Raw genomic sequence first — 23,161 nt, 5'->3', positions numbered from 1 at the left:
CGGCTGGACGTTCGGGCGAAGCACGGCGAAGCCGCGGTGCCTACAATGCTAGCATTGATATCACGGCAGGGGGGTGAGCAGGGCCAGCTTGATCATTCGCAAGCTCGATGAAACCACCAAGCAAGGCTTGCGGCTTCGGGCGGCGCAGCACGGGGTCTCGATGGAGGAGGCGCGGCGTATTCTCAAGTCGGCGCTGGAAGGGACGCAGCTTCCTACGCGGCTGGGTAGCCATCTGCGCGAGCGCTTTGAGGCTGTTGCCGATACAGCCTTCGAACTACCCAAACGCCAAACGCCGCGCAAGCCGCCTTGCTGGGATGAGTCCGGGTGATTCTGCTCTATACCCACGTGCTCTCCGAGTTCGTGCGGCCACAAGTTGTGGCTTGGTTGGACGAGCAACCCGCCAACATGGCGTTATAAGTGGCCTAGCCCACTCCCCTCGAGCAACTCCCGCACCCACACCTTCTCCCCCCGCTTCACCGACTCCTCGGCGGCCACCCCCACCACCACGCTCCAGAAGCCCTCTTCGGCGGTGGCGGCAGTAGAAGGCTGGCCGTCCATGGCCTCGATCCAGCGCAGGTGCTCGTAGTAGGTGGCCCCGCTGTGGCCGCTTTCCTCGATGAGGGCGGGGTAGCTGGGGGTCATGGTGCGGGAGGTGCGGTCGGGGAGGGCAATCACCTCGAGGTAGTTCTCCCACTTGGAGTAGGCCTGGCCGTTCACCCCTTCGCTGGCCTTGAGGCGCCCCTCGTCGCCGCAGATGACGATCTCCTCGTAGACCATGGGGGCAAACATGCACAGGTTGAAGTTGGCCCGCACCCCGTTTTGATACTCCACGATCACGAAGGCGTTGTCCAGGATGTCCGACCTCTCGCCGCCGTACTCGAAGTCCTTGAAGTTGACCGCCTGGCTGCCCGAGGCGTACACGCTCACCGGCCTCGACTCGGCAAATAGGTTGAAGAGGTCGAAGTAGTGGCAGCACTTCTCTACCAGGGTGCCGCCGGAGTACTTGGAGAACTTGTTCCACTGCTTGACCTTGTCCAGGAAGGGCTCGCGGTGCTCCAGGATGGTGATGGTCTTGATCTCACCCAGGCTACGCCGCTCCTTGGCCTCGTGGATGGCCTCCACGTAGATGGGTTTGTAGCGGTACTGAAGGCCAATTTGCAGCACCTTGGGGTAGCGCTCTGCTATCTGCCAGATTTCGTAAGCGTCCTTCAGGTTGGTGGCCATGGGCTTTTCCAGCAGGATGTGCTTGCCCGACTGCGCCGCCACCTTGAGCACCTCGAGGTGGGTGTGGTTGGGGGTGCAGATAATCAGGCCGTCCACGGCGGGATCGGAACAGGCGGCCTCGAGGCTTTCGTAGACCACCAGGGGCTCTTCGGAGAACTGGGCCTTGATGCGCTTTGCGGCTTCCACGCTGCTTGGGTTGGGGTCGTAGACCCCGTGGATGGTGCAGCGGCCCTCGAGCAACGTTACCTTGATATGCTCCTGCCCGTTCACCCCCACCCCAATCACATTGAAGCGATACTTGAGGGGGCCGGGGTTCATCAGGAAGCGGTCTTCCTGCGGCACATAGGCAAACTTGGGTGTGAGGGCATGGAGCCGGTTGGCGAACTCCTTGTTGCGTTTCATGGTTTTTAGATTATAAATCTAAAATCTGTTTTGCGATAGAGTTGGGATAGAATCGGGTCACAGGAGGTTTTATGCCCTACATCCTTGCGCTAGACCAGGGAACCACCAGCAGCCGGGCCATTGTGTTCGACCTGGAGGGCCAGCCCAAAGCCATAGCCCAGCAGGAGTTCATGCAGCACTTCCCCCAGCCGGGCTGGGTCGAGCACGACCCCCTGGAAATCTGGCAGACCCAGCTTCAAGTAGCCCGCGAGGCCATCCAGCGAGCCTCCATTCAGCCCAGCGAGATTGTGGCCCTGGGCATCACCAACCAGCGCGAGACCACCGTGCTGTGGGAGCGGGCCACCGGCAGGCCGGTGTACCGGGCCATCGTCTGGCAGGACCGCCGCACCGCTCCCACCTGCGATGAACTGCGCAAGGGTGGTTACGAGGGGGTGTTCCGCCAGAAGACTGGGCTGGTGCTGGATGCCTATTTTTCCGGCACCAAGGTCAAATGGCTTTTGGATAACGTGCCGGGGCTGCGAGAGCGGGCTGGAAAGGGCGAGCTGTGCTTTGGCACCATCGATAGCTGGCTGATCTACAACCTGACCGGGGGCCAGGTACACGCCACCGATGTGTCTAACGCCTCGCGCACCCTGCTTTTTAACCTGCATACCCTGCGCTGGGACGAGCACCTGCTGGGCATTTTGGGCATTCCCAAGGTGCTGCTGCCGGAGGTGCGGCCTTCGGCGGGGCTCTTCGGCGAAACCGTACCCGAGCTGTTTGGTGCAGCCATCCCCATTGCCGGCGTGGCGGGCGACCAGCAGGCCGCACTCTTCGGACAGGCCTGTTTTACCCCCGGTATGGCCAAAAACACCTACGGCACCGGCTGCTTCATGCTCATGAACACCGGCCAGTCGCAGGTGGAGTCGAAGCGCGGCCTCCTGACCACGGTGGCCTGGCAACTGGAAGGAGCGCCGCCCGAGTACGCCCTGGAGGGCTCGGTGTTCATGGCCGGGGCGGTGGTGCAGTGGCTGCGGGATGGGCTGGGCATTATTCAAAACTCGAGTGACGTAGAGCCCCTGGCCCGCCAGGTCGAAAGCACGGATGGGGTGTATCTGGTACCGGCCTTTGTGGGCCTGGGAGCGCCTTACTGGGATGCGTATGCCCGTGGAACCCTCATCGGTCTGACCCGCGGGACGACCAGAGCCCACCTTGCCCGGGCGGCCCTCGAGGCCATTGCCTACCAGAGCCGGGATGTGCTGGAAGCCATGGAGGCCGACTCGGGGCTGCAACTTTCCGAACTGCGGGTGGATGGTGGGGCCACCGTGAACAACCTGCTGATGCAGTTTCAGGCCGATATTCTGGGCACCCCGGTGGTGCGGCCCCAGGTGACCGAGACCACCGCGCTGGGCGCGGCCTACCTGGCGGGGGTGGGGGTGGGGATGCTTTCCAGGGAGCAGATTGCCGAGCGCTGGGCGGTGCAGAAGCGCTTCGAGCCGGTCATGCCCAAAGAACAGCGGGAGCACTTGTATGGCGGCTGGAAAAAGGCCGTGGAGCGGGCCAAAAACTGGGTAGATGCTTGAAGCGTTGCCTGGGCCAGCGACCCGTGACCTGGGCGCGTAACCCTTCGCTTTCATACCCAGGTCACATGCCGGTGCTAGGATGAAGAGTGGAGGGAACTTTTATGGATTTCAAAGAACTGGCCAACAAGGCCCGCGAAGCAGCGGAAAACGCCCTTAAGCAGGCCGAAAGCAAATTCAACGAAGTGAAGGCCAACCTCGACAAAGACGGCGACGGGGTCCCGGATCAGCTCGAGGGGGTCATGAACCAGGCCAAACAGGCTGCCGAACAGGCCAAGGCCAAGTTCGAGGAGCTTAAGTCCAACCTGGACAAAGACGGCGACGGGGTGCCCGACCAGCTCAAGCACCTGAGCGAACAGGCCCAGCACGCCGCCGAACAGGCCAAGGCCAAGGCCGAGGAACTGGCCAAGGCTGCTCAGGATCGCCTGGGCAAAAAGAGCTAAAAACCCCTAGCCCAGGGGCTGCGCCGGCCCCTAGGTTTTGCTTTTTGTCGCGCCCTTCACAGACGTTGCCGCCCGCGAAAACAAGAATGCGTCTGGGCCCAGACGCATGTTTTCGGGTTTCCGGGCGGCAACTGTTCTGTCTGGGACTCAAGTTACGCAGAAGTGAATAAATCCATCCAGCTCGTGTCTTTCAACCTATGAGCTACCAGGAGATGACTCCGGCAACTGGCGGATGCTATTGAGCCGCACAACCATGCACAAAGCCGCCCTCTCCATCCTTGACATCAGCTCAGTCCTTACCCCAATAGCGTTGAGGAAGCTACAGTCAAAAAAGTTGGCGCACATCTTTATCCGAGCATGCAAGAGATTTATCCATCCCTGTGAGCTTTATTCATACATGCGTAACTTCAGACAGTGACACAAACCGCTCCTACAAGGACGGCCAGACCAGTACTTCCTGCCCTACCCGCAGGTTGTAGAAGAACAGGGCATCGGAGGAGAGCAGCAGTTGTGGTCCGGTGTTGCTTCTGGCCTCGACGGGCATTTGCAGGATGCGTTCTTCGGTGCGTACTTCAACCTGGCTGAAGGGGCCGTAGTGGCTGCGCCAGGCCCTTAGGAGATCGGTATCGAGGCGGGCTGTACTCGAGCCCTCCAGGCGGCCTACCACCAGGCGCACCGTGCGCGGGGTGCGGGCGGTGATCTGCACCAGCCCCAGCCGGGCCAACCGGCTGATGTTGAGCTGAACCACATCACTGGAAATGCCGCTGATGGCCGCAAGGTCAAAGAGGCTGATGGGCTTGCTCATGTGCCGGAGCAACTCGAACTCGTCGGGCGAAAGGGTGAGGTGGGTGGTGCGGTTGGCATCGGTGAGTTGCACCTGGTCGAAGGGGCTCAGGTCGAGGCGGGCATCCAGGAAGCGGATGGCCTCGAGCAAGTAGTTATCCAGGGAACCCTGCAGGCTCGACTGCTTGGCGCGCTCGTCCTTCAGGTAGCGAAATTTGCCTTCGCTCAGGGCCAGAATCTCCAGGAGCCCGTCCCTGCCTGTTTTGCCCTTGTACTGGGCGTGCACCGGCTGGCCGCGCTCGAGGTACACCTCGCCCCCCGGCACCTTGAACACCCCCGTTTGTCCGGCCTGCGAGAGCAGTTGCAGGATTTCAATGGGACCCAGAAGCTCGAATGTACCATCCATAAAAACAGGTTGGACAGACTGGGTGGTTTGGTAAGTTAATTTGTGTCATTCCGAATGTAGCGCAGCGAAGTGAGGAATCTGATGCGTCTTAGTTCCCTGCATTTGAGCAGTACCAGATTGCTCGTTGCACTACGTGCGCCTCGGTATGACGGCGAGATTTGCTACCAGACCACTAGCGCAGGTTACCCCCAGGCGGTTCGAGAAGCATCCATCATTGTAGCAGGCGTTGTTGGGAAGGCGCACCTGAGGGGTAGCCTACACCTTTGAAGATAGAGGTTTTGGGGAGGATAAGCGGTGGATTTGACCGAGAAATCGTTACGTGAAGGGTATCGCTACCTGGCAGTCCCCAGGGTGCGCAACAGCAAGGGCAGGTAGCTCGAGCCGAAAAAAAGTACATGCACCAGCACGTAGTAAACCTGGTAGCGCGGAAGGGCCAGTTCAATCTCGGGGGGAATGGGGTAGAGCACGCGGTATACCTTCCAGAACGGGGCTGGAAAGCCGCCGAACAGGGTCATCATGGCCAGGTCAACCGCCCGTTCGCCCCACCAGACCGAGGGATCCAGCAGGGCCGGCCCCGCCTGGGCATGGTGCACATTCCCCTGCCACAGGTCGCCGTGGATCAGGGCTGGGCCCTCTTGGGGCAAGGGCTCCTTGAACAAGGCTTCGACCCGGGGCCCCAGCGACCCCAACTGGCGCCAGGTGGCTTCCAGAAGGGGCTGGATGCGCTTTTCCGCCCAGAAGCTTTGCCAGTCGCTTTGGGTTCCACCTGGCAGCTCAAAATGGCCCAAAAATACCCGGTCGTCCCAGCCATAGGCCGGGGGGCGCAGCCTGTGCAGGCCGGCCAGCATCCGGGCCAGCTTTTCCCAGTCTGGCTCGCCTGGCGGCAGATATTCCATTACCAGCCCCTCGTTGCTAGCCCAGTACACCTCGGGCACGCGCATGCCGGCCTGAGACAGGGCAAATAGTCCCCGGGCCTCGGCCTGGAACATACCGGCGGGAGGGCTGGGGTGGGTTTTGACCACGTAGGGCCCAGCCCGCCAGACCTGGCTTATATCGCCCCCGTGCAGAGGCTCTAGGGGGTATTCCTTGAGCCGGGCCTGGCGTAGCAGTTCAGCGGGGTGCATGGGTCTGCAGGAACACCTCGAGCGCCTCGTCCAGCATCCGGTAGACCTGCTCAAACTGCGCCAGGCCGCCGTAGTAGGGGTCGGGCACCTCGCCCCCGCCGTTCAGCTCCAGGAGCAGCCGGGCCTTGCCCCGGTGAGCAGGGAACATGCGCTCGAGGGTCCAGAGGTTTTCCTTGTCCATCACAAAGATATGGTCAAAGTGGTCTAAGTCCTCGGCGCGAACCCGGCGGGCGGTGTGGGGAAACAGGGCGTTGTACCGGGCCAGCACCTGCTCGGTGCGCGGATCGGCGGGCTCGCCCTCGTGCCAGCCGCCGGTGCCGCAGGAGTCTACCTCGAACTGTCCCTCCAGGCCGCGCTCGCGTAGCTTACGCCGCAGGATGCCCTCGGCCATGGGGCTGCGGCAGATGTTGCCCATGCAAACAAAGAGCACCCGCGTCATAGTTTTACGATAACGCCTTCGTGGGGGCGGAGCTCGAGCACCCCCTCCACTTTGTCGTAGCGGTCGAGGTAGGTCGAAAGCAGTACCTCCCCTCCGGGTGTGGAGAGGGTTTTGGGCTCCGGGGTAAAGTTCAGCGCCACCAGCACCTCACCGCCGCGCAGGTAGGCAAACACCCCCTCAGGGGCCTTGTAGCTCTGGTAGGCCCCGCCGAGCAGGGCGGGGGTCTCCCGCCGCACCACCAGCAGGGTGCGAACCAGGGTCAGCATCGAGAAGGGGTCGGCATCTTGGGCCTCCACGTTTCGTTCGGTGTAATCGGGCGAGATGGGAAGCCAGGGCTCACGGGTACTGAACCCGGCGTAGGCGTGGGGCGTCCACTGCATGGGGGTGCGCTCGGGGTCGCGGCCCGGATCCAGGCCATGTTCGCCCGAGGCCCCGCGCTGGCGCAAAGCGGCGGGATCCTGCACCTTTTCGGGCGGGATCTGCCCATCCACCATGCCAATCTCGTCGCCGTAGTACCAGGTGGGTGAGCCCCGCAGGGTAAAAAGCATCATTGCAGCTACCCGGGCCTGGTCGTGCCCGATGCGGGTGGCCAGGCGGTGCTGGTCGTGGTTGCCCAGCACCCAGTTGGGGGTGGCGAAGGGCGGCAGGCTCTTTTCGTACTCCTCCACAATGCTGCGAATGTTTTCGGCGGTCCAGTTGTTGAGGCCCCTGAAAATCAGGTGGAAGTTGAAGGGCAGGTGGCAACCGGGCTTTTCTGCGGTGCCGTAGTAGGGCATGAGCTGCTCGTAGGGCAGGTAGATTTCCCCCACCATCACCCGGTCGCCCGGATACTCGTCGAGCACCGCGCGCATCTCCTGCACAATCTGGCGGGTCTCGGGCTGGTCTTCCTGGTAGATGTGAATATGGCGGAAGCGGTCGATGTCGCCGGGCTTGTAGTGGGGGTTGTCGGGCTCGTCGCGGAAGAGGGCGTCCTCCACCAGCAGCCAGAGCACATCAACCCGAAAACCGTCCACCCCCTTATCCAGCCAGAAGCGCATTACGTCGTACATGGCCTGGCGTACCTCGGGGTTACGCCAGTTGAGGTCGGGCTGCTCGGGCAAAAACTGGTGCAGGTAGTACTGGCCGGTTTGTGGGTCGAAAGTCCAGGAAGGCCCGCCGAAGTAGGCCTGCCAGTTGTTGGGGGGGCCGCCGTCCGGGGCGGGGTCGCGCCAGACGTACCAGTCGCGCTTGGGGTTGTCGCGGGACGACCGGGACTCCAAAAACCAGGGGTGCTGGTCGGAGGTGTGGTTGGGCACAAAGTCGATGAGCACTTTTAGGCCCAGCCGGTGGGCGTCTTCCAGCAGCCCGTCGAAGTCCTTCAGGGTGCCAAAGATGGGGTCTACGTCGCAGTAGTCGGCCACGTCGTAGCCGAAGTCCTTCATGGGACTTTTGTAAAAAGGCGAGAGCCAGATGGCATCGAAGCCCAGGTCGCGGATGTAGGGCAGGCGCTTGCGGATGCCCGGCAGGTCGCCGATGCCGTCGCCGCCCGAGTCCTGGAAGCTGCGGGGGTAAATCTGATAGATGCTTGCGGTTTTCCACCATTCCATACAAAGCTCCTTCAAAGCCGGTGCTGCGTTAGCCACAGCCGGGCGTAGGGCATCAGGTAGGCCGGGGCGGGGGCCTGGGTGAGCTGGTCGTAGGGCTGCACGATACCCTCGGCCCGCAGGGTTTCCCAGGGCAGGGCCTGGTCTTGCTCGCTGAAGTTATACACCTGTACCAGGGTGCCCTCGGGGTGGGGTCTGCCCAGCACCAGCAGATGGGGGTTGGGCTGCCAGAGCGGGCGGGTGGGAAAGGCCGCGTGGAGCTGGGGGGTGCGGGCTCGAGCCTCCAGCAAAGCTTTCAGGCCCTGGAACAGGCGGTGCTCTACCGTGCCTTCCTGATGCCGCTTCTGGGCTTTGGCCCAGTCCATCCGGGGCCGGTGCAGCCAGCGGTTGTCGTCTTTGTGGGCGGGTTCCTTTACGTAGTCGTAGTCGTTGAGCATCCCCAGCTCGTCGCCCATGTAGATGAGCGGGATGCCCTCACCGTAGCCGACAAAGACCGCATGGGCCAGCAGGAGGCGCTCTATGGCCAGGTTCACCAGGCGCGGGTGGCCCGATTCCAGGGCGGTCTCGAGCCCGGCCAGGCTGGCCGCACTGCCCGAGGTGCGCCGGTCGCCGGTGGCGGGGTTTTCCTGAAAATGCATCCCCCGGGCAAACGACCCCGGAAAGTCGCCCTTGTAGAACTCGGACAAAAAGCGGCGGTGGGCGGCCCCATCGAGTCCCACGGCGGCGGCGTCGGTGTCGGAGATGGCCCAGCCGATGTCGTCGTGGCAGCGCAGGTAGGTAGCCCAGGCGGCGTTAGGGGGTTTTTGGGGAAAGCGCTTCAGGGCCTGGGTGAAAAGGCGGGTATCGCGGCTGGCCAGGCTGCTCCAGATCTGCACCATCAGGGTGTTGTGGTAGGCCAGCTCCGAGACCCTGCCGTAGTGCGCTCCGGTGCCCAGGTAGGCAATCAGGTCTTCGGGGGCCACGATGGCCTCGGCCTTGAAGGCCACGGCGGGGGCGCCGATCCGCACCGCCGCCCGCAGGGCCTGCGTAAGGGCGTGCACTTCGGGCTGGTTCTGGCAGTTCGTACCCAGGCGCTTCCAGGTGAAGGCGATGGCATCCAGCCGGAAGACCTCCACCCCCCGGTTGGCCAGCCACAAAATCAGGTCGAGGTACTCCAGGAACACCTCGGGGTTGCTCCAGTTCACATCCCACTGCCAGCTATTGAAGGTCGTCCAGACCCAGCCCCCCAGTTCGTCGTCCCAGGTGAAGTTGCCGGGGGCGAAGTCGGGAAAAACCTCGGGCAGGGTGCGCTCGAAGGCGTCGGGCATGGTGCGGTCGGGATAGATATAGAAGTAGTCGCGGTACCTGGGGTCGCCCTGGCGGGCGGCCTGGGCCCAGGGGTGTTCACGGGCCACATGATTTAGTACCAGATCCAGGCAAAGACTTATCCCCTCCTGGCGGAGCTTTGTGCAGAGGGCTTGCAGGTCGTCCATGGTTCCTAGGTCGGGGCGCACCCGCCGGTAGTCGGCCACGGCGTAACCCCCGTCGTTCTCGCCCTCGCGGGGTAGCAGCAGCGGCATCAGGTGCAGGTAGCGGATGCCCAGCTCCTTCAGGTAGGGAACGCGCTCGGCCACGCCCCGGAGGTTCCCTGCGAAGCGGTCGGCGTAGGCGATGTAGCCGTGCATGTGGGGCTTTTGAAACCAGTCCGGGGTGTGGATACGCTCCAGATCCAAAGCCTGCAAATCCTGGGGGCGCTCGGCCAGGTTGCGCCCGATTACGCCGGCAACTCGTTGGGCCACCTGGGGGGCCTCTGGATAGACCGCTTGCAAGCCCACGAGCAGGTCGGGCAGGTAGCGGTGAACTCGAGCCCGCAGGTCGGCGCTGCGGTGGGCCTCTAATGTTTTGATTTGACCAGAGATACCCTCAAAGAAAAGTGGGTCGTCCATGCGCTCATGTATTCTACGTAATCCTTGGGTGCGTTTCGCACAAAGCGGGTTGTGCAGCCAGGCCCACGTTTTGCTCTTAAGAATGTAACGCTCCAGCGGGCTTTTTGTGAGGTCGGTTAGGGCTTTCTGAGCCGACGCGTTTGCTTTTCTTAAGCTCTGGTTAATCCAGAAAAGCAACGCGCAAGAGTCCTTGTACTTTAGGGCTAAGAGTTGCTCGCTAGATGAGCAGGGTTCCGGGGAGGATTACATGCAACGAATGAAGATGCTTTCGCTGCTGGGGGGGCTGGGGCTTTGTTTGGGGGCCTGTGGCGGGGGAGAGTACACCGATAACCCTACCCCCGATAGTTCCAATGGCCCTTTTCTGGCCGAGCCGCTCACCCAGCACCCCACCAACCAGCCCCTTACGTTGCTCTCGCGCTATGTGGTGGTGAGTGAGGAAAATGGCCGACTGCGAGCCAACTACGGCGGATTGCGCTACTGGCCCCGTCAGGCCGACAAAAACCGCAACCCCAATAACCCAAACCAGGCTTCCGGGCCGCGCTTCACCGAGTATGCCGGCTGGGATCTTCTGGATGCACCCGGCTCCAGTTCGACCCGTGCGGACTGGCTGCGCCTGAACCTGACCCGCGAGGCCACGCTGGTGGTGGCCTGGGAGAACTCCGCGCTGTGGCTTTCGGGCTGGCGCCGGGGGGAGACCACCGCTGCCGATGGCAAGAAGTTTAACACCTACACCCGCACTTTCCGGGCTGGTGAGGTGACCCTGGGTTCCCCGGAAGGTAAAGGAGAGTACTGGGTGCTGCTGGCCGAGGGCAACGGACAGCCTTCGGCAGAGCCAGCCCTACCGAGCGGCATTACCGAACGGCCCCTGCCCAACACCACCTGCCCCTCCTGGCTCGATAACCTCTGGGTAGCCAAGGGCCCCGATAACCGCAACTACCCTAGCTGGCATCCCCAGATCGACCCGGTGTACTGGTGCTACTACCGCCACGACCATAACTCCGACCCTGGCCTGGTTGGATACCGGGCACCCTTCCTGTATACCGCGCAGTACACCAACAACCAGCCCGAGCGGGCCGAGGGCTTCAAGGGTTTTGCCATTCGAGACGGTGATATTGGTTGGTACATCAATATTCACTCCGAGACCAGCACCGACCAGCGGGTTTGTGCTCGCTTCCACACCGTGGTGGTGGTGGCTACCCGCTGGCGCACCGGTGAGAAGCTGGCTGAGCTCAACTACAAGGGCGACTTTGGGGCCTCGAGGCAAAACCAGGGCGATAACCCCTTCTTTGTCAACACCTGCACCGACCCCCGCACGGGCCAGCAGGTGAATCAAGAGCAAATCGGCCAGCAAGTGCAAAACACGCGTGCCTCCAAGCGCATCCGCATCGCAGCGAACAACTCGGGCTACGAACAGTGGGACGGTGGGCTGGTCAGGGCGCTGGGTATGGAGTTCAGCGGCCCCGGTATGGGCATTGACATCCAGAACCCCGCGACGGCCTGCAACAGTCTCAACTGCACCGATCTGATTACCAACAGTTCCTCCAGCACCCGCCGCACCTTACAAATCATGAACCTGCGCCTGCGCTACAAGCCCGAACTCGACCCCGACGGCGACGGCTACTTCGAGACCAACCTCTATGGCGATGGCCCCTACAGCGCAGGCGACCGCAACTCCGGCGTCGGTCCGCTCAAGCAGTACATCAAGCCCGGAACCGACCTGCGTCTGGACGGCTTCTTCACCACCGAGGATGCCTGGCGGGGGCTGTACGTGCGTGGGGGTAGCACCCAGGACGTGGAGCTTGAAGGCGCACTGGGCACAGTTAACTGAGCAATGATGCCACCTAGGGCATGTTCCACTGCACGGTAATGCTCCGCTGGGACTGGTTGCTACAACCGTTGCTGGTGCAAGCAATGCCGTATATATAGAAAAATGGCTTCTTTTCCATGGGGTCTATGCCGCCATCGCGCACCGTAAAGGTAGCGGTCTGGGTGTTGGAGCTTCCCCGCAGGGCGTTTTGCTCCCTGGGTGTGACCTCGGGGCCCAGGGTATTGCCCTGGTAACTCAAAAAGACGCGGGTCAGGTTGCTGGCGTTAAACGTAACCCGTACCGTAAGGGTGGCGGTGCCGCCCCGGGCCAGGGTAAAGGGCTCTGCGGCCATGCTAAAACTTTCTCCAGACGCTGGCGGGGGCGAGCCTGGGTTGCTGGGAGGCTTGAAAACGCTTTGACCCCCACAGGCTGCAAGTGGAGCCAGGAGCAATACCGCTAGATAGGCTGCGCGCATAGTTTGCAGTGTAGAGAGATGGCCGCGGGGGAAGTCTTAGGGCTTGCTAATGAAATCTTTATGTAACAAACTTTGGGTCCTATTACCCCGATAGGCCCCCTAAAATGTACCCGTATGGGCAAACGTTTGGCCGTTCTTGTGTTGCTCGTTTGGGGATTGGCTGCTTTCGCACAGAGCAACCGACCCTTCGCAGGGGCCAGCCTGGTGTTTCAGTGGGTGGAGGGCACCCCCCTTACCAGCTTGATGTTGCAGGCGGGGAGCTACAATCTCGGGGGTGGCTTTGGGGCCAGGGCCAATGTGGGGATTGGGTTAAACCCCAACTTTTTGGAGCTGGGGGCCGACCTGCTGTTCCCGTTTGGCGCCGGTCGGCTGCTGCCTTATGGGGGGATTGGCGCCAACTGGGTGGGTTTGGGTGCGCTGAACTTTTTTGGGATTCGGGGTCTGGCTGGAGTGAATTACAGCACCGCCAGCGATGCTAGCTTGTTTGCCGAGGCCGTCCCGACCCTTTACCTGGCCAGCGATGCCACCGGGATTTACGGAACGGCTTTCGGAATCCAGATTCGTTTTGGGGTCAACTACCTTTTTTGAGATACCCTCACCAGGGTTTGCCCTGTCTGTTGCTCTATATTTCTGTTGCTGGAACTACACCAGGATAGAAAAAAAGGGGCGTACGCTATAGCGGCATGGACACCCGTCAGGCTCTCCTGCAAAAGGCCCGTAAAGCGTTTGCAGAGCGCGGGTATGCGGCGACCAGCATGGAAGACCTGGCGCGAACCCTGGGTCTGACCAAAGCGGCAGTCTATCACCACTTTGCTTCCAAGCGGGCTCTGCTGGAAGCTTTGCTCGAGGAGGGCTTTCAGGAGACCCAGCGGGCGCTTTCGCGCCCCGGCACCCTGCACGAGCGCCTGATGGCCATGGCCCTGGCCTACCGTGGACAGGTAGAACCGCTAACCGCCCTCATGACCGCCCACTCGGGCCGTCGGGGGGGCGATCAGGAAGCGGTGTTGCTGGCCCAAAAAGCTTTGAGCCGGGGTGTGGAGCAACTCGCAAATATATTGGAGAAAGTGTCACCTGGACACGGCAGAGCGCTCGCGGTGGTTTTCGCTTCGATTGTGCACGGGGCGTACATGACCGCCCAGCACATACCCGGTTTTTCGGCTGAAATGCTCTTACAAGAAGGGGTAGATCTCTTTGTGCGGGGCCTGCCCGAACAGAGCAACACTTAGCGCTCTGGATTATTTGCCATGAGCCAGTTGTCTAACTTGAGCTTTGAACCTTCAGCCTTCGACTTATGCCTGCATAAGCCCAGGTTCAGCCTGGGTCTGCCACAATAGCTTTATGGCCTTGGTGCTGCTGATCGAAGACGATCTGGGGGTACGCGAAGCGTTGCGCTTGGGTTTGGAGCTCGAGGGCTACCAGGTACTGGAAGCGGCCAGTGGCGCCGAGGGTTTGCGCAAGCTGGCCGAGGGCCCGGATGTGGTGGTGCTGGATGTGCTGTTGCCGGGGGGCGATGGGTTTGGGGTTTTGCGCGAGATCCGCAGGGTGAGTGCGGTGCCGGTGCTGATGCTGACCGCACTGGACGAGGTGGAATGGCGGGTCAAAGGCCTGCGCGAAGGGGCCGACGATTATCTGGTCAAACCCTACGCCCTCTCGGAGCTCGTGGCCCGCCTCGAGGCCCTGTTGCGCCGCAGTAAGCGCGACGAGGAGGTGCTCTCCTATGCCGATGTACTGCTGTACCCACGCAAAATGGAGGCCCGCCGGGGGGAGCGGCTACTGGAGCTTTCGCCCAAAGCCTTGCAGATATTGCAGTGTTTTTTGGAGCACCCCGAGCGCCTCTTGCCCAAGGAAACCCTGATGCAGCGGGTCTGGGGTGAGGAGGTCGAGCCCAACACCCTCGAGGTGCACCTTTCTGCGTTGCGCCGGGCCTTGGGTGAACCCATGCTGCTCCACACCCTGCGAGGGCATGGCTATATCTTGAGGAAGTGATCGAGGCCCACAGCACCCAACGCACCGCTTTGCTCTGACCCCCGACCCCTGTTCCCGGTTCCCCGACCCTACTCATGACCCTTCGCCTGCGACTACTCCTGTGGCTGCTGCTGGCCCTGGCCCTGCTCTGGGTTCCGCTGGGTGTCTTAACGGTTCGGCAGGCCCAGCGCACCGTGCAGGACACCCTCGAGCGGGCCGCCCTCTTCAGGCTGGGTTTTTTGATCAGCCAGGGGCAGGTGCGCATTCAGGATTTGGCGCAAATAGTGCAGGAGTTCGGTGGGGTTGGGTTTATCCTGAGCCCCGAAGGCCGCATTGCCTACACTGACCTGGGCGATTATCAACTCCCCGAGGGCCTCGAGGAGGCGCTGTCCCAGGGCCAGAGCTTTCGCCAGATTCGGGACAACTGGCTGTGGGTGGCGTTGCCCAGCGATGCGGGGGGATTGGGCCTGGGCACCCCTCTGGAAGAGGTAGCCGCCCTGCCGCAGCGGTTGCTACAGATTTATCTGGGGATTGGGGGTGTGCTGGCCCTGCTGGCGTTTGCGGTGGGGGCCTTTGGCCTTTCCCGCTCGCTGCGTCCGCTGGACACGGTTTCGCGGGAACTGGCCCGGCGCAACGCCGAAAACCTCGAGCCGCTTCCGTCTCCCCAGCTTCCCGAAGCCCGTCCTGCGGTGGAAGCCATGAATACCCTGATGAACGAGCTCAAAGCCGCTCTGCACCGGCTCAAAGTGCAGGAGCAGGCTGCGCGGCGTTTTGCCTATGGGGCCTCGCACGAACTGCGCAATCCCCTGGCTGCCCTCAAGGGCTACCTGGAGGTGTTGCAGCGCCGGCCCGGGGAACCCAGGGCCACCGAGGGTGCCCTGCGCGAGGCGCTGCGCATGGAGTCGCTTTTGCAGGGCTTGCTAACCCTGGCCCGGCTGGAAGGCCAGGGCCGGGTACCGGTAGAGCCGCTGAACTTGAAAGCTTTTTTCGAGCAACGCGGGCTACAGGTTGAGGGGAGTGGATGGGTGGAGGCCGACCCCAGGCTGCTTTCGCTGGTGATTGAAAACCTGGTTCAGAACGCCCAAAAGCACGCTGGTGGTCTGGAGAAGATTGTGCTCGAGGCCGAGCATGAAGGGATCTGGCTTTGGATCTACGACCGAGGCCCCGGCTTCCCGCTCGAGGTTCTGCCCAGAGCTTTCGAAGCTTTTGTCAAGAACGACCGAAGCGATGGGGTGGGCCTGGGCTTAGCGATGGTAGCCGCCATCGCTTTAGGGATGGGAGGCAAGGCCCGCGCCGAGAATCGCCCCGAGGGTGGGGCCCGGGTGGGGGTTTGGTTGCCGGGAGCCAATGGCTGATGCCAGATTCGGTTGATTCGTTACCGAATGGTAACGAATCAACAGGGCCGAAGTTATCCGCGTAGCGGAGGGCGATACCGCCCCTTGGAAGTTATCCGCGTAGCGGAGGGCGATACCGCCCCTTGGAAAGGGAGACGCTTTCTTCGCCGACCGACAGTGAAGGGCCATCGGCCCCCGGCTAGCGCCGGTACTCAAGGGAGGGGTGTGCTCTAGGATTCAAAAAGACAACCTATGGGTTTTTTGGTTTTGTGAACTGTCTTTTTGAATCCGGTATGACGGGGGGTTGTCCTGCCTGCGCTCAACCTTCAACCAAGCTACCCCTACCACCCATTCAAGATAGCAATAAAGGCGCGTTGATGGCGCATTTTTCGCGGTCGTTCTAAAATGACCTCGAATGAGACAGGAATACGACTACGTCATTGTGGGGGCAGGTTCGGCGGGTTGCGTGCTGGCCAACCGGCTGAGCGCCAAACCCGATCTCAAGGTGCTGGTGCTCGAGGCCGGTGAGCCCATGCAGGGCCTGTACCACAAAGCCCCGGCGGCTTTTCCCAAGCTGTTCAAAGGCCCCTACGACTGGGCTTTTTCCACCGAACCACAGGCTTTACTGGGGGGGCGCGTTTTGTACTGGCCCCGGGGCAAGGGGCTGGGGGGCAGCAGCGGTATCAATGCCATGATTGCGATTCGCGGTAACCCCCGCGACTACGACGACTGGCGGCAGCCGGGGTGGTCGTTTGCCGAGGTGCTGCCTTACTTCAAGAAACTCGAGACCCACCCCCTGGGCCCCTCCGAGTACCACGGCGACCGCGGCCCCTTGCACGTAGAGGTACGTAAGTACACCAATCCCCTGAGCCTGGCTTTCGTTGAGGCCGCCGCGCAGTGGGGCCTGGAGCACAACCATGACTTCAACGGCCCCCGGCAGGAAGGGGTGGGCCTTTTTCACGTCAGCCAGAGAAACGGGGCCCGACACAGCGCGGCCACGGCCTACCTGCTACCGGCCCTGCCGCGCCCCAACCTGGATGCCCAGACCGGGGCCAGGGCCCACCGCATTCTGTTCGAGGGGGCTAAGGCTACTGGGGTGGAGTACCGCCACCAGGGCCAGCTCTGGCGGGTGCGGGCCAGCCGCGGGGTGATCGTCTCGAGCGGTGCGGTGCAGTCACCTCAACTCCTGATGCTCTGTGGGATTGGCCCTGCCGATTCTCTGAAATCGCTTGGAATCGAGGTGCGCCTGGATCTGCCGGTAGGTCAGAACCTCTGGGATCACCTGGCCCTACCGGTCATCTGGCATTGCAAGGCGCCTGTGAGCCTGGACAAGGCCGAGAATCTCGCCAATACCCTCCGCTACCTGCTCACCCAAAGCGGCCCCTTTGTGAGCAACGTGGCCGAGGCCGGGGCTTTTGTGCGCACCCGGCCCCAGGCCCCCGCGCCCGATTTGCAGTACCACTTTGGGCCGGCCTTCTTCAGCAATCACGGTTTCGACCGCGAGGAGGGCTACTTTTTCACCATAGGCCCTACGCTTATTGCGCCCCAGAGCCGGGGGTTCATTGGCCTGAAGAGCGCCGACCCGGAGGCCGCGCCGCTCATCGAGCCGCGCTACCTGAAGGAGCCGCAGGATCTGGAAGTGTTGCGAATCGGAATGGAGTGGGCCCGCGAAATCGCTGCCCAGAAAGCTTTTGATCCCTACCGGGGGCAGCCCCACCATCGCCAGGCCGAAGTAAAAAGCCCTGTTGAAATGGCCGCCTACATTCGGCAGTATGCCCAGACCCTCTACCACCCCGCCGGTACGTGCAGCATGGGGCAGGTGGTAGACGAACATCTGAAGGTTTATGGAACCGAGAACCTCTACGTAGTGGACGCCTCGGTGATGCCGGGGGTGGTTCGCGGCAACACCAACATTCCCACCCTGATGGTGGCAGAGCGAGCCGCCGACCTGCTGTTAGGGGTCTAGCGGCTGCGCTTCAGGCACCGCCAGCCCGGCGTAAATCTGGGCCAAGCTTAGACTGGCCTCGAGGCAGGGAATCTCTAAAGTCCCTTCGTTGACCAGCTCACTCCACCACAGGTTCCACTGGGTTTTCTGGAAGATTTCCACCCTGCGCTCTGCCTGCGAGACCAGCAGGTAGGTTATCAACGTGGGGATTTTAAAGTATGCATCTAGCTTCTCGCGTCGGTCGCGCTCAATTGTGCTGCTTGATAACACCTCGACAATCAAGCAGGGCTGGTGAATCTCGTGGCTGTGGGATTCTTCGGCGCAACTGACCACCACGTCGGGGTAGTAGTAGCGGTTGAGCTTGGCAATCCAGGTGCGTACATTTTGAACCTGGAAAGCGCAGCCGCGCGATTTGGCTTTTGCTCTTAAGGCATCGGCAATGTTAAGCACAATCTCGTTGTGCCGTTTGCTCTCGCCGGCCATGGCGTAAACAAAACCGTCCAGGTACTCGTAACGCTGGTCGGTTTGTTTTTCAAGCTCGAGCCACTCTTCCTTAGACAGGCGCAAAGGTCGGGGGGCGCGGGCGGCCATGACCCAATTCTAGCGCGGTTCATGGCTCCATATACAAACCTGCATTCATCCGCTACACTACAAGGGTTGCCCGCCGCTCGCGCGTGCAGTCCCCCGGAGATACAATGGAACTCAGAAATATCGCAATTATTGCGCACGTAGACCACGGTAAGACCACCCTGGTAGACGCGATGCTTAAACAGGCCAAGGCCCTCTCGCGCCACGACGAGGGCGGCGAGCGCATCATGGACTCCAATGACCTCGAGCGCGAGCGCGGCATTACCATTCTGGCCAAGAACACCGCGGTGGAATGGGGCGGCGTCAAGATCAACATTGTGGATACCCCCGGCCACGCCGACTTTGGCGGCGAGGTGGAGCGGGCCCTCAGCATGGTGGACGGGGTGCTCTTGCTGGTAGACGCCGCCGAAGGCCCCATGCCCCAGACCCGCTTTGTACTCAAAAAGGCTATTGAGGCCGGCCTCAAGCCCATTGTGGTCATCAACAAGGTAGACAAAAAAGACGCCCGGCCCGACGAAGTCCTGAACGAAACCTTCGACCTGATGGCCGAACTGGGCGCTACCGACGAACAGCTCGACTTCCCCTACCTGTATGCGGTGGGCCGGGAGGGGACGGCCTGGCTGGGCCAGACCCCCAAGCCCGACCTGACCGACCTCTTCGAGGCCATCCTGCAGCACATCCCCGCCCCTCAGGTGGCCCTAGGCCCCTTCCAGCTTCGGGTGGCCAACCTGGACTACTCCAACTTCCTGGGCAAGATTGCCCTGGGCAAGGTGCACCGGGGTACGGTGCGCAAAAACCAGTATGTGACCATTCTGGGTGAGCACGGCCAGCGTGACCTGAAGGTGGTGGCGGTCTTTACCCACCGGGGCTTAGAGCGCCTCGAGGTAGACGAAGTCACCCCCGGCGACATCGTGGCCATCGCGGGCATGGAAGGCGTGGAAATCGGCGATACCATCGCAGCCCGTGAAGCCCCCGAGGCCCTGCCCCGCCTGGCGGTGGACGAGCCCACCGTGAGCATTACCGTAACCCCCAACACCTCGCCTTTTTCGGGCAAGGAAGGCAAGTTCGTTACCAGTCGCCAGATTCGCGAGCGGCTTTTGAAGGAGCTCGAGACCAACGTGGCCCTGCGCGTAATCGAGGTTACCCCCGACACCTTCGAGCTACACGGGCGCGGCGAGCTCCACCTCTCGGTGCTCCTGGAGACCATGCGGCGCGAGGGCTTCGAGCTATCGGTGGGCCAGCCCAGCGTGTTGTTTAAGGAAGTGGATGGGCAGATTCAAGAGCCCTACGAGTACCTGGTAGTAGATGTGCCCGAGGCCAGGTTCGGCCCGGTGATGGAGACCCTGGGCAGCCGCAAGGCCCAGATGGTGCATATGGAGCAGGAAGGTGGACGTATCCGCGCCGAGTTCACCGTACCGGCCCGCGCCCTGTTTGGTTTTCGTACCCTGTTCCTGACCCTCACCGCGGGCGAGGGCGTGATGAGCCATAACTTCCATGCCTACGGGCCGCACGTGGGCAGCCTGGAAACCCGCACCACCGGCTCAGCGGTGGCCATGGAGGCCGGGGTGGCCTACGCCTACAGTCTGTATCGCTTGCAGGAGCGCATCAATTTCTTCATCGAGCCGGGTACCGAGGTCTATGTGGGCATGATTGTGGGCGAGCACGTGCGCGACAACGATCTGAACGTGAACGTCAATATCAACAAAAAACTCACCAACGTGCGGGCGGCGGGCTCCGATGAGAACATCCGCCTCATTCCCCCGCGCAAGTTCACCCTCGAGGAGGCCCTGGAGTTCCTGGCCCCCGATGAGCTTCTGGAAATCACTCCCCAGAGCCTGCGCCTCAGGAAGCGGGTGCTCGACCCCAGCCAGCGCAAGCGGGCCGAGGCGATTTAGCCACAGCGATTGAATCGAGCCAGAGCAGCCCGGCCCTCTGCTGTCCCGCCCGGAACCTCTGCGCCGGCAAGCGAAATCATGTAATAGCCTGCGGCGTTTCCAGCCTCCACCACCACATAGTACGTGCCGCCCTGAAGCCGCTCCCGCAATTCGGGGCCTTTGCGGGCGACCAGGCCGTGGCCCCGATACTCGTGCCAGCCGCCCTCAAAAACCCTGGCCCCCAGGCCCTCAGGAATGGCGAAAGGTGGGCGTTGGTTCCCTTGAACCCCCGGCCCCACCAGCCACATCCGGGGTTGAAAAGCGGCGGGACAGGCGGCCCCCACAAAAAGCCCCAGGTCCAGCACAAAACCGGCGGCCAGCTCGAAGACATAGAAGCCAAGCTGGCCCGTGCCCAATTGACCCGTCACAACCTTGGAGATGGTGGGCTCGAGAACCCGGTAGGCCTGCTGCAAGGTGGGTGAGCCGGGGTTCCAGAACGGCTGGTGGGCCCATCCCAGCGAACAAAGCCCAATAAAAAGGCCAATCATCCACTTTTGCATGCCATCATTCTGCACAAGCTGCGCCGAAGCCAGTGTACTGGCGGATAGACTTCCGACTTGCCTTCCTTTGCCGACCCCGCTTCCCTGTCCCCTCTGGGCCCGCTCCTACCTTGAGCTTTGCGCCTGGAGCCTTTAGCCTGATGCCGGTATGCAGACCGACACCACTGCACGGCTTCTAATCACCTGCCCTGACCGGCCCGGCATTGTGGCGGCGGTCTCGAACTTTCTTTTCAACCACGGGGCCAATATCACTGCCCTCGACCAGCACTCCACCGACCCCGAGGGGGGGCTATTTTTTATGCGCCTGGAGTTTCAGACCCCCCACCTCGATGTCTCGAGGGAAATCCTGGAAAAAGCCTTTGCCGAGCGGGTAGCGGCCCGTTTCGAGATGCACTGGCGTATCGCCTACGCTGCTGACCTCAAAAAGGTGGCCATTCTGGTCTCCAAATACGACCACGCCCTCTTGGAACTCCTCTGGCGGCACAGCAACCTCGAGCTGCCCTGCCAGCTTACCCAGGTGATTTCCAACCACCCAGACCTGCGGCCGGAGGTCGAGCGCTTTGGCATCCCCTACCACCACGTACCGGTGGAGAAAGACCGCAAAGAGGAAGCAGAAGCCCAGATGTTGCAACTGCTGGAGGATACCGACCTTGTGGTGCTGGCCCGCTACATGCAGATCCTCACCCCGCAGTTTGTGGCGCGCTATCCCAACCGCATCATCAACATCCACCACTCCTTCTTGCCCGCTTTTGTGGGGGCCAACCCCTACAAACAGGCCTACACGCGCGGGGTGAAGATTATCGGCGCCACTGCCCACTACGTCACCGAGGCCCTCGACGAAGGGCCCATCATCGAGCAGGACGTGGCCCGGGTTTCGCACCGGCACGATGTGGCCGAGCTGGTGCGGCTGGGCCGGGATTTGGAGCGCAATGTGCTGGCGCGGGCGGTGCAGTGGCACCTCGAGGACCGCATTATCGTATACGGCAACAAAACGGTGGTGTTTTCATAATTGCACTTCACACCGTCTTCACCGTAGTTGGCTACACTAAGGGAAGGAGGTTTTTGAGATGTCTATGAGAAACGCTTCGATTGCCCTGGGTGTGTTGCTGGTGGTGGGAGGTGGGGTGGCCTGGTTCAATCTGAGCAAGAGCCAGAGCCCGCTCCCGGCCCCCAGCGAACCACAGACGCAAGTGCAGGTGCAGTCGTTTGACCAGAACCGGGCTTTGCTCGAGAACGAACGCAACACCGTGGACGTGGTGCAGCGTAGCGGGGACGGCGTGGTGTTCGTGGCGGTGCGAAGTGCGCCGCAGGCTGGCCGGGACTTTGGCTTTTTCTCACCCTTTTTGCAGCCCCAGCCGCAGGAAGGCTCGGGCTCGGGCTTTGTACTCGATCAGGACGGCCTAATCCTCACCAATTACCACGTGATTGAAGGGGCCGACCAGATCACGGTGCGCTTTCACAACGACCCCAAAAGCTACCCCGCCCGGGTGATTGGCCGGGCTGAGCCCTTAGACCTGGCCCTGATCCGGGTGCAGGCCCCGCGGGAGAAGCTCAAGCCCATGCGCTTAGCCGACTCCGACCAGGTGCGGGTGGGGCAGAAGGCCATTGCCATGGGCAACCCTTTTGGACTGGAATTTACGGTCACTGAGGGCATTGTTTCGGCCATCAGGCGCAACCCCAACGATGGCAGCGGGGGTGGTAAGGGGGCATTTGTGCCCACCGTCATCCAGACCGATGCGGCCATTAACCCCGGCAACTCCGGGGGGCCGCTACTCAACTCCCGCGGTGAGGTAATCGGCATCAATACCTTCATCTATAGCTCGGCTGGGGCCTTTGGGGCGGCCCAGTCGGCAGGGATTGGTTTTGCCATCCCCATCAACCTGGCCAAGCAGTACCTGGCCGACCTTAAGGCCGGCAAGGACATCACCGCCGAGGAAATCCTGCGTTCGCGTCCAAGGCTTGGGGTGACCCTGTCGGCGCTTTCGATGGGCGAGTACCCCGAGAACATCCGCCGCCAGAATCGCCTGCCGGATACCGGTCTTATGATTCAACAGGTGGAGCGGGGCGGCCCCGCCGAGCGGGCGGGCTTGCGGCCAGCCACCCGTACCGTGCAGCTACAGCTTCGCACCGGGCAGGTGATTGAACTGGGGGTCAATGGCGATATTCTGCTCGAGGCCGACGGCAACCCCATCAACAATATCAACGACCTGCGCGCGGTGCTGCTCTCCAAAAAGCCAGGCGAAGCTGTGAACCTGAAGGTCTGGCGCGACGGCCAGACCCGCGATGTGCGGGTGGTGCCGCAGGTGATCCGCTAAGGGCGGACGGGGCAACTGGACCACCCTAGAGCCTTCTGGTTGTGACCCCTATCGCTAGACACAGCCAAGCTCGAGCTCATACCATCTCTGCCTGAACACTTTGTATATTTCAGAAGAGGTGAGGCAGGGAGCAGGGGGTAGGGGTTAGGGAACAGGGGAAAGGCGTGGAGACCCACTCCCACTCTGGGTATCGTTTTGGCTACACGCCTACAGTTGGTCTCAGTGGCAGACTTATACCAGATTCAGTTGATTCGTTACCGTTCGGTAACGAATCAACAGGGCCGAAGTTATCCGCGTAGCGGAGGGCGATACCGCCCCTTGGAAGTTATCCGCGTAGCGGAGGGCGATACCGCCCCTTGGAAGGGAGACGCTTTCTTCGCCGACCGACAGTGAAGGGCCATCGGCCCCCG

Annotated in this window: 21 protein-coding genes; 12 read left to right on the top strand and 9 right to left on the bottom strand. The window is 61.9% G+C overall.

The features are described 5' to 3' along the window. Nucleotides 1–88: 88 nt before the first annotated feature. Nucleotides 89–328 (top strand): FitA-like ribbon-helix-helix domain-containing protein, encoded by a 240-nt coding sequence (locus Mhypo_RS10520; protein ID WP_206074915.1) that lies wholly within the window; start codon nt 89–91, stop codon nt 326–328. A gap of 83 nt (nt 329–411) precedes the next feature. On the opposite strand, the gene Mhypo_RS10515 is transcribed toward Mhypo_RS10520, so the two are convergent. After that, complete coding sequence (locus tag Mhypo_RS10515) at nt 412–1,626, bottom strand: Gfo/Idh/MocA family protein (protein ID WP_119341251.1); 1,215 nt, start codon at nt 1,624–1,626, stop codon at nt 412–414. A 71-nt stretch (nt 1,627–1,697) separates the two neighbouring features. Between Mhypo_RS10515 and glpK the strand changes: the two genes are divergently transcribed. Together glpK and Mhypo_RS10505 are read left to right on the top strand one after the other, a co-directional pair. After that, nucleotides 1,698–3,188, top strand: a complete 1,491-nt coding sequence (gene glpK, locus Mhypo_RS10510; protein ID WP_119341250.1) for a glycerol kinase GlpK — start codon at nt 1,698–1,700, stop codon at nt 3,186–3,188. Between the two features lie 101 nt (nt 3,189–3,289). After that, entirely contained in the window at nt 3,290–3,628 is a 339-nt protein-coding gene (locus tag Mhypo_RS10505) for a dolichyl-phosphate-mannose-protein mannosyltransferase (protein WP_119341249.1), read from the top strand. Between the two features lie 430 nt (nt 3,629–4,058). Here the strand turns inward: Mhypo_RS10505 and Mhypo_RS10500 are convergent, their stop codons facing one another. The 5 genes from Mhypo_RS10500 to Mhypo_RS10480 form a co-directional block, all read right to left on the bottom strand. After that, nucleotides 4,059–4,817, bottom strand: a complete 759-nt coding sequence (locus Mhypo_RS10500) for a DUF4388 domain-containing protein (protein WP_119341248.1) — start codon at nt 4,815–4,817, stop codon at nt 4,059–4,061. Between the two features lie 332 nt (nt 4,818–5,149). After that, complete coding sequence (locus tag Mhypo_RS10495) at nt 5,150–5,941, bottom strand: fructosamine kinase family protein (RefSeq protein ID WP_119341247.1); 792 nt, start codon at nt 5,939–5,941, stop codon at nt 5,150–5,152. Beyond that, nucleotides 5,928–6,380 carry a low molecular weight protein-tyrosine-phosphatase gene (locus tag Mhypo_RS10490; protein WP_170148270.1) on the bottom strand — a complete coding sequence of 151 codons (453 nt, stop codon included), beginning with the start codon at nt 6,378–6,380 and terminating at the stop codon, nt 5,928–5,930. Before Mhypo_RS10490 ends, Mhypo_RS10495 begins: the two co-directional genes overlap by 14 nt. Continuing rightward, entirely contained in the window at nt 6,377–7,966 is a 1,590-nt protein-coding gene (locus tag Mhypo_RS10485; RefSeq protein WP_119341246.1) for an alpha-amylase family glycosyl hydrolase, read from the bottom strand. Before Mhypo_RS10485 ends, Mhypo_RS10490 begins: the two co-directional genes overlap by 4 nt. Before the next feature lie 11 nt (nt 7,967–7,977). Continuing rightward, nucleotides 7,978–9,888 carry an alpha-amylase family protein gene (locus tag Mhypo_RS10480; protein WP_119341245.1) on the bottom strand — a complete coding sequence of 637 codons (1,911 nt, stop codon included), beginning with the start codon at nt 9,886–9,888 and terminating at the stop codon, nt 7,978–7,980. Nucleotides 9,889–10,135: 247 nt separating this feature from the next. Between Mhypo_RS10480 and Mhypo_RS10475 the strand changes: the two genes are divergently transcribed. Further along, entirely contained in the window at nt 10,136–11,716 is a 1,581-nt protein-coding gene (locus Mhypo_RS10475) for a hypothetical protein (RefSeq protein ID WP_119341244.1), read from the top strand. Nucleotides 11,717–11,729: 13 nt separating this feature from the next. Here the strand turns inward: Mhypo_RS10475 and Mhypo_RS10470 are convergent, their stop codons facing one another. Beyond that, nucleotides 11,730–12,170 carry a hypothetical protein gene (locus Mhypo_RS10470; RefSeq protein WP_119341243.1) on the bottom strand — a complete coding sequence of 147 codons (441 nt, stop codon included), beginning with the start codon at nt 12,168–12,170 and terminating at the stop codon, nt 11,730–11,732. A gap of 114 nt (nt 12,171–12,284) precedes the next feature. On the opposite strand from Mhypo_RS10470, the gene Mhypo_RS10465 reads away from it, so the two are divergent. From Mhypo_RS10465 to Mhypo_RS10445, 5 genes are all read left to right on the top strand, one after another. Further along, a complete protein-coding gene (locus tag Mhypo_RS10465) occupies nt 12,285–12,758 on the top strand; it encodes a hypothetical protein (RefSeq protein ID WP_119341242.1) in 474 nt (157 codons plus the stop codon). A gap of 95 nt (nt 12,759–12,853) precedes the next feature. Continuing rightward, complete coding sequence (locus tag Mhypo_RS10460; RefSeq protein WP_119341241.1) at nt 12,854–13,396, top strand: TetR/AcrR family transcriptional regulator; 543 nt, start codon at nt 12,854–12,856, stop codon at nt 13,394–13,396. 112 nt (nt 13,397–13,508) lie between these two features. Further along, nucleotides 13,509–14,156 carry a response regulator transcription factor gene (locus Mhypo_RS10455; protein WP_119341240.1) on the top strand — a complete coding sequence of 216 codons (648 nt, stop codon included), beginning with the start codon at nt 13,509–13,511 and terminating at the stop codon, nt 14,154–14,156. Between the two features lie 74 nt (nt 14,157–14,230). Beyond that, on the top strand, nt 14,231–15,490 hold the full coding sequence (locus tag Mhypo_RS10450) for a sensor histidine kinase (protein WP_119341239.1): 1,260 nt from the start codon (nt 14,231–14,233) through the stop codon (nt 15,488–15,490). Between the two features lie 394 nt (nt 15,491–15,884). Next, nucleotides 15,885–17,435 carry a GMC family oxidoreductase gene (locus Mhypo_RS10445; RefSeq protein WP_119341238.1) on the top strand — a complete coding sequence of 517 codons (1,551 nt, stop codon included), beginning with the start codon at nt 15,885–15,887 and terminating at the stop codon, nt 17,433–17,435. Here Mhypo_RS10445 and Mhypo_RS10440 read toward each other — a convergent pair. Next, nucleotides 17,424–18,005, bottom strand: a complete 582-nt coding sequence (locus Mhypo_RS10440; RefSeq protein WP_119341237.1) for a Uma2 family endonuclease — start codon at nt 18,003–18,005, stop codon at nt 17,424–17,426. The genes Mhypo_RS10445 and Mhypo_RS10440 overlap by 12 nt on opposite strands. A 104-nt stretch (nt 18,006–18,109) precedes the next feature. Between Mhypo_RS10440 and typA the strand changes: the two genes are divergently transcribed. Beyond that, nucleotides 18,110–19,897 carry a translational GTPase TypA gene (gene typA / locus Mhypo_RS10435; RefSeq protein ID WP_119341236.1) on the top strand — a complete coding sequence of 596 codons (1,788 nt, stop codon included), beginning with the start codon at nt 18,110–18,112 and terminating at the stop codon, nt 19,895–19,897. Here the strand turns inward: typA and Mhypo_RS10430 are convergent. Further along, nucleotides 19,894–20,436, bottom strand: coding sequence for a hypothetical protein (locus Mhypo_RS10430; RefSeq protein ID WP_119341235.1), 543 nt, complete (start codon nt 20,434–20,436; stop codon nt 19,894–19,896). The genes typA and Mhypo_RS10430 overlap by 4 nt on opposite strands. A 148-nt stretch (nt 20,437–20,584) precedes the next feature. Between Mhypo_RS10430 and purU the strand changes: the two genes are divergently transcribed. Both purU and Mhypo_RS10420 read left to right on the top strand, forming a co-directional pair. Continuing rightward, entirely contained in the window at nt 20,585–21,445 is an 861-nt protein-coding gene (gene purU / locus Mhypo_RS10425) for a formyltetrahydrofolate deformylase (protein ID WP_119341234.1), read from the top strand. A 58-nt stretch (nt 21,446–21,503) separates the two neighbouring features. Further along, nucleotides 21,504–22,751 carry a S1C family serine protease gene (locus tag Mhypo_RS10420; protein WP_119341233.1) on the top strand — a complete coding sequence of 416 codons (1,248 nt, stop codon included), beginning with the start codon at nt 21,504–21,506 and terminating at the stop codon, nt 22,749–22,751. The last annotated feature ends 410 nt before the right edge of the window (nt 22,752–23,161 follow it).

Origin of the sequence: Meiothermus hypogaeus (assembly GCF_003574035.1) — a bacterium.
In the GTDB taxonomy this organism is placed as follows: domain Bacteria; phylum Deinococcota; class Deinococci; order Deinococcales; family Thermaceae; genus Meiothermus; species Meiothermus hypogaeus.
The sequence above is the reverse complement of the archived record's forward strand: the minus strand, read 5'-3'. Positions and strand labels throughout refer to the sequence as shown.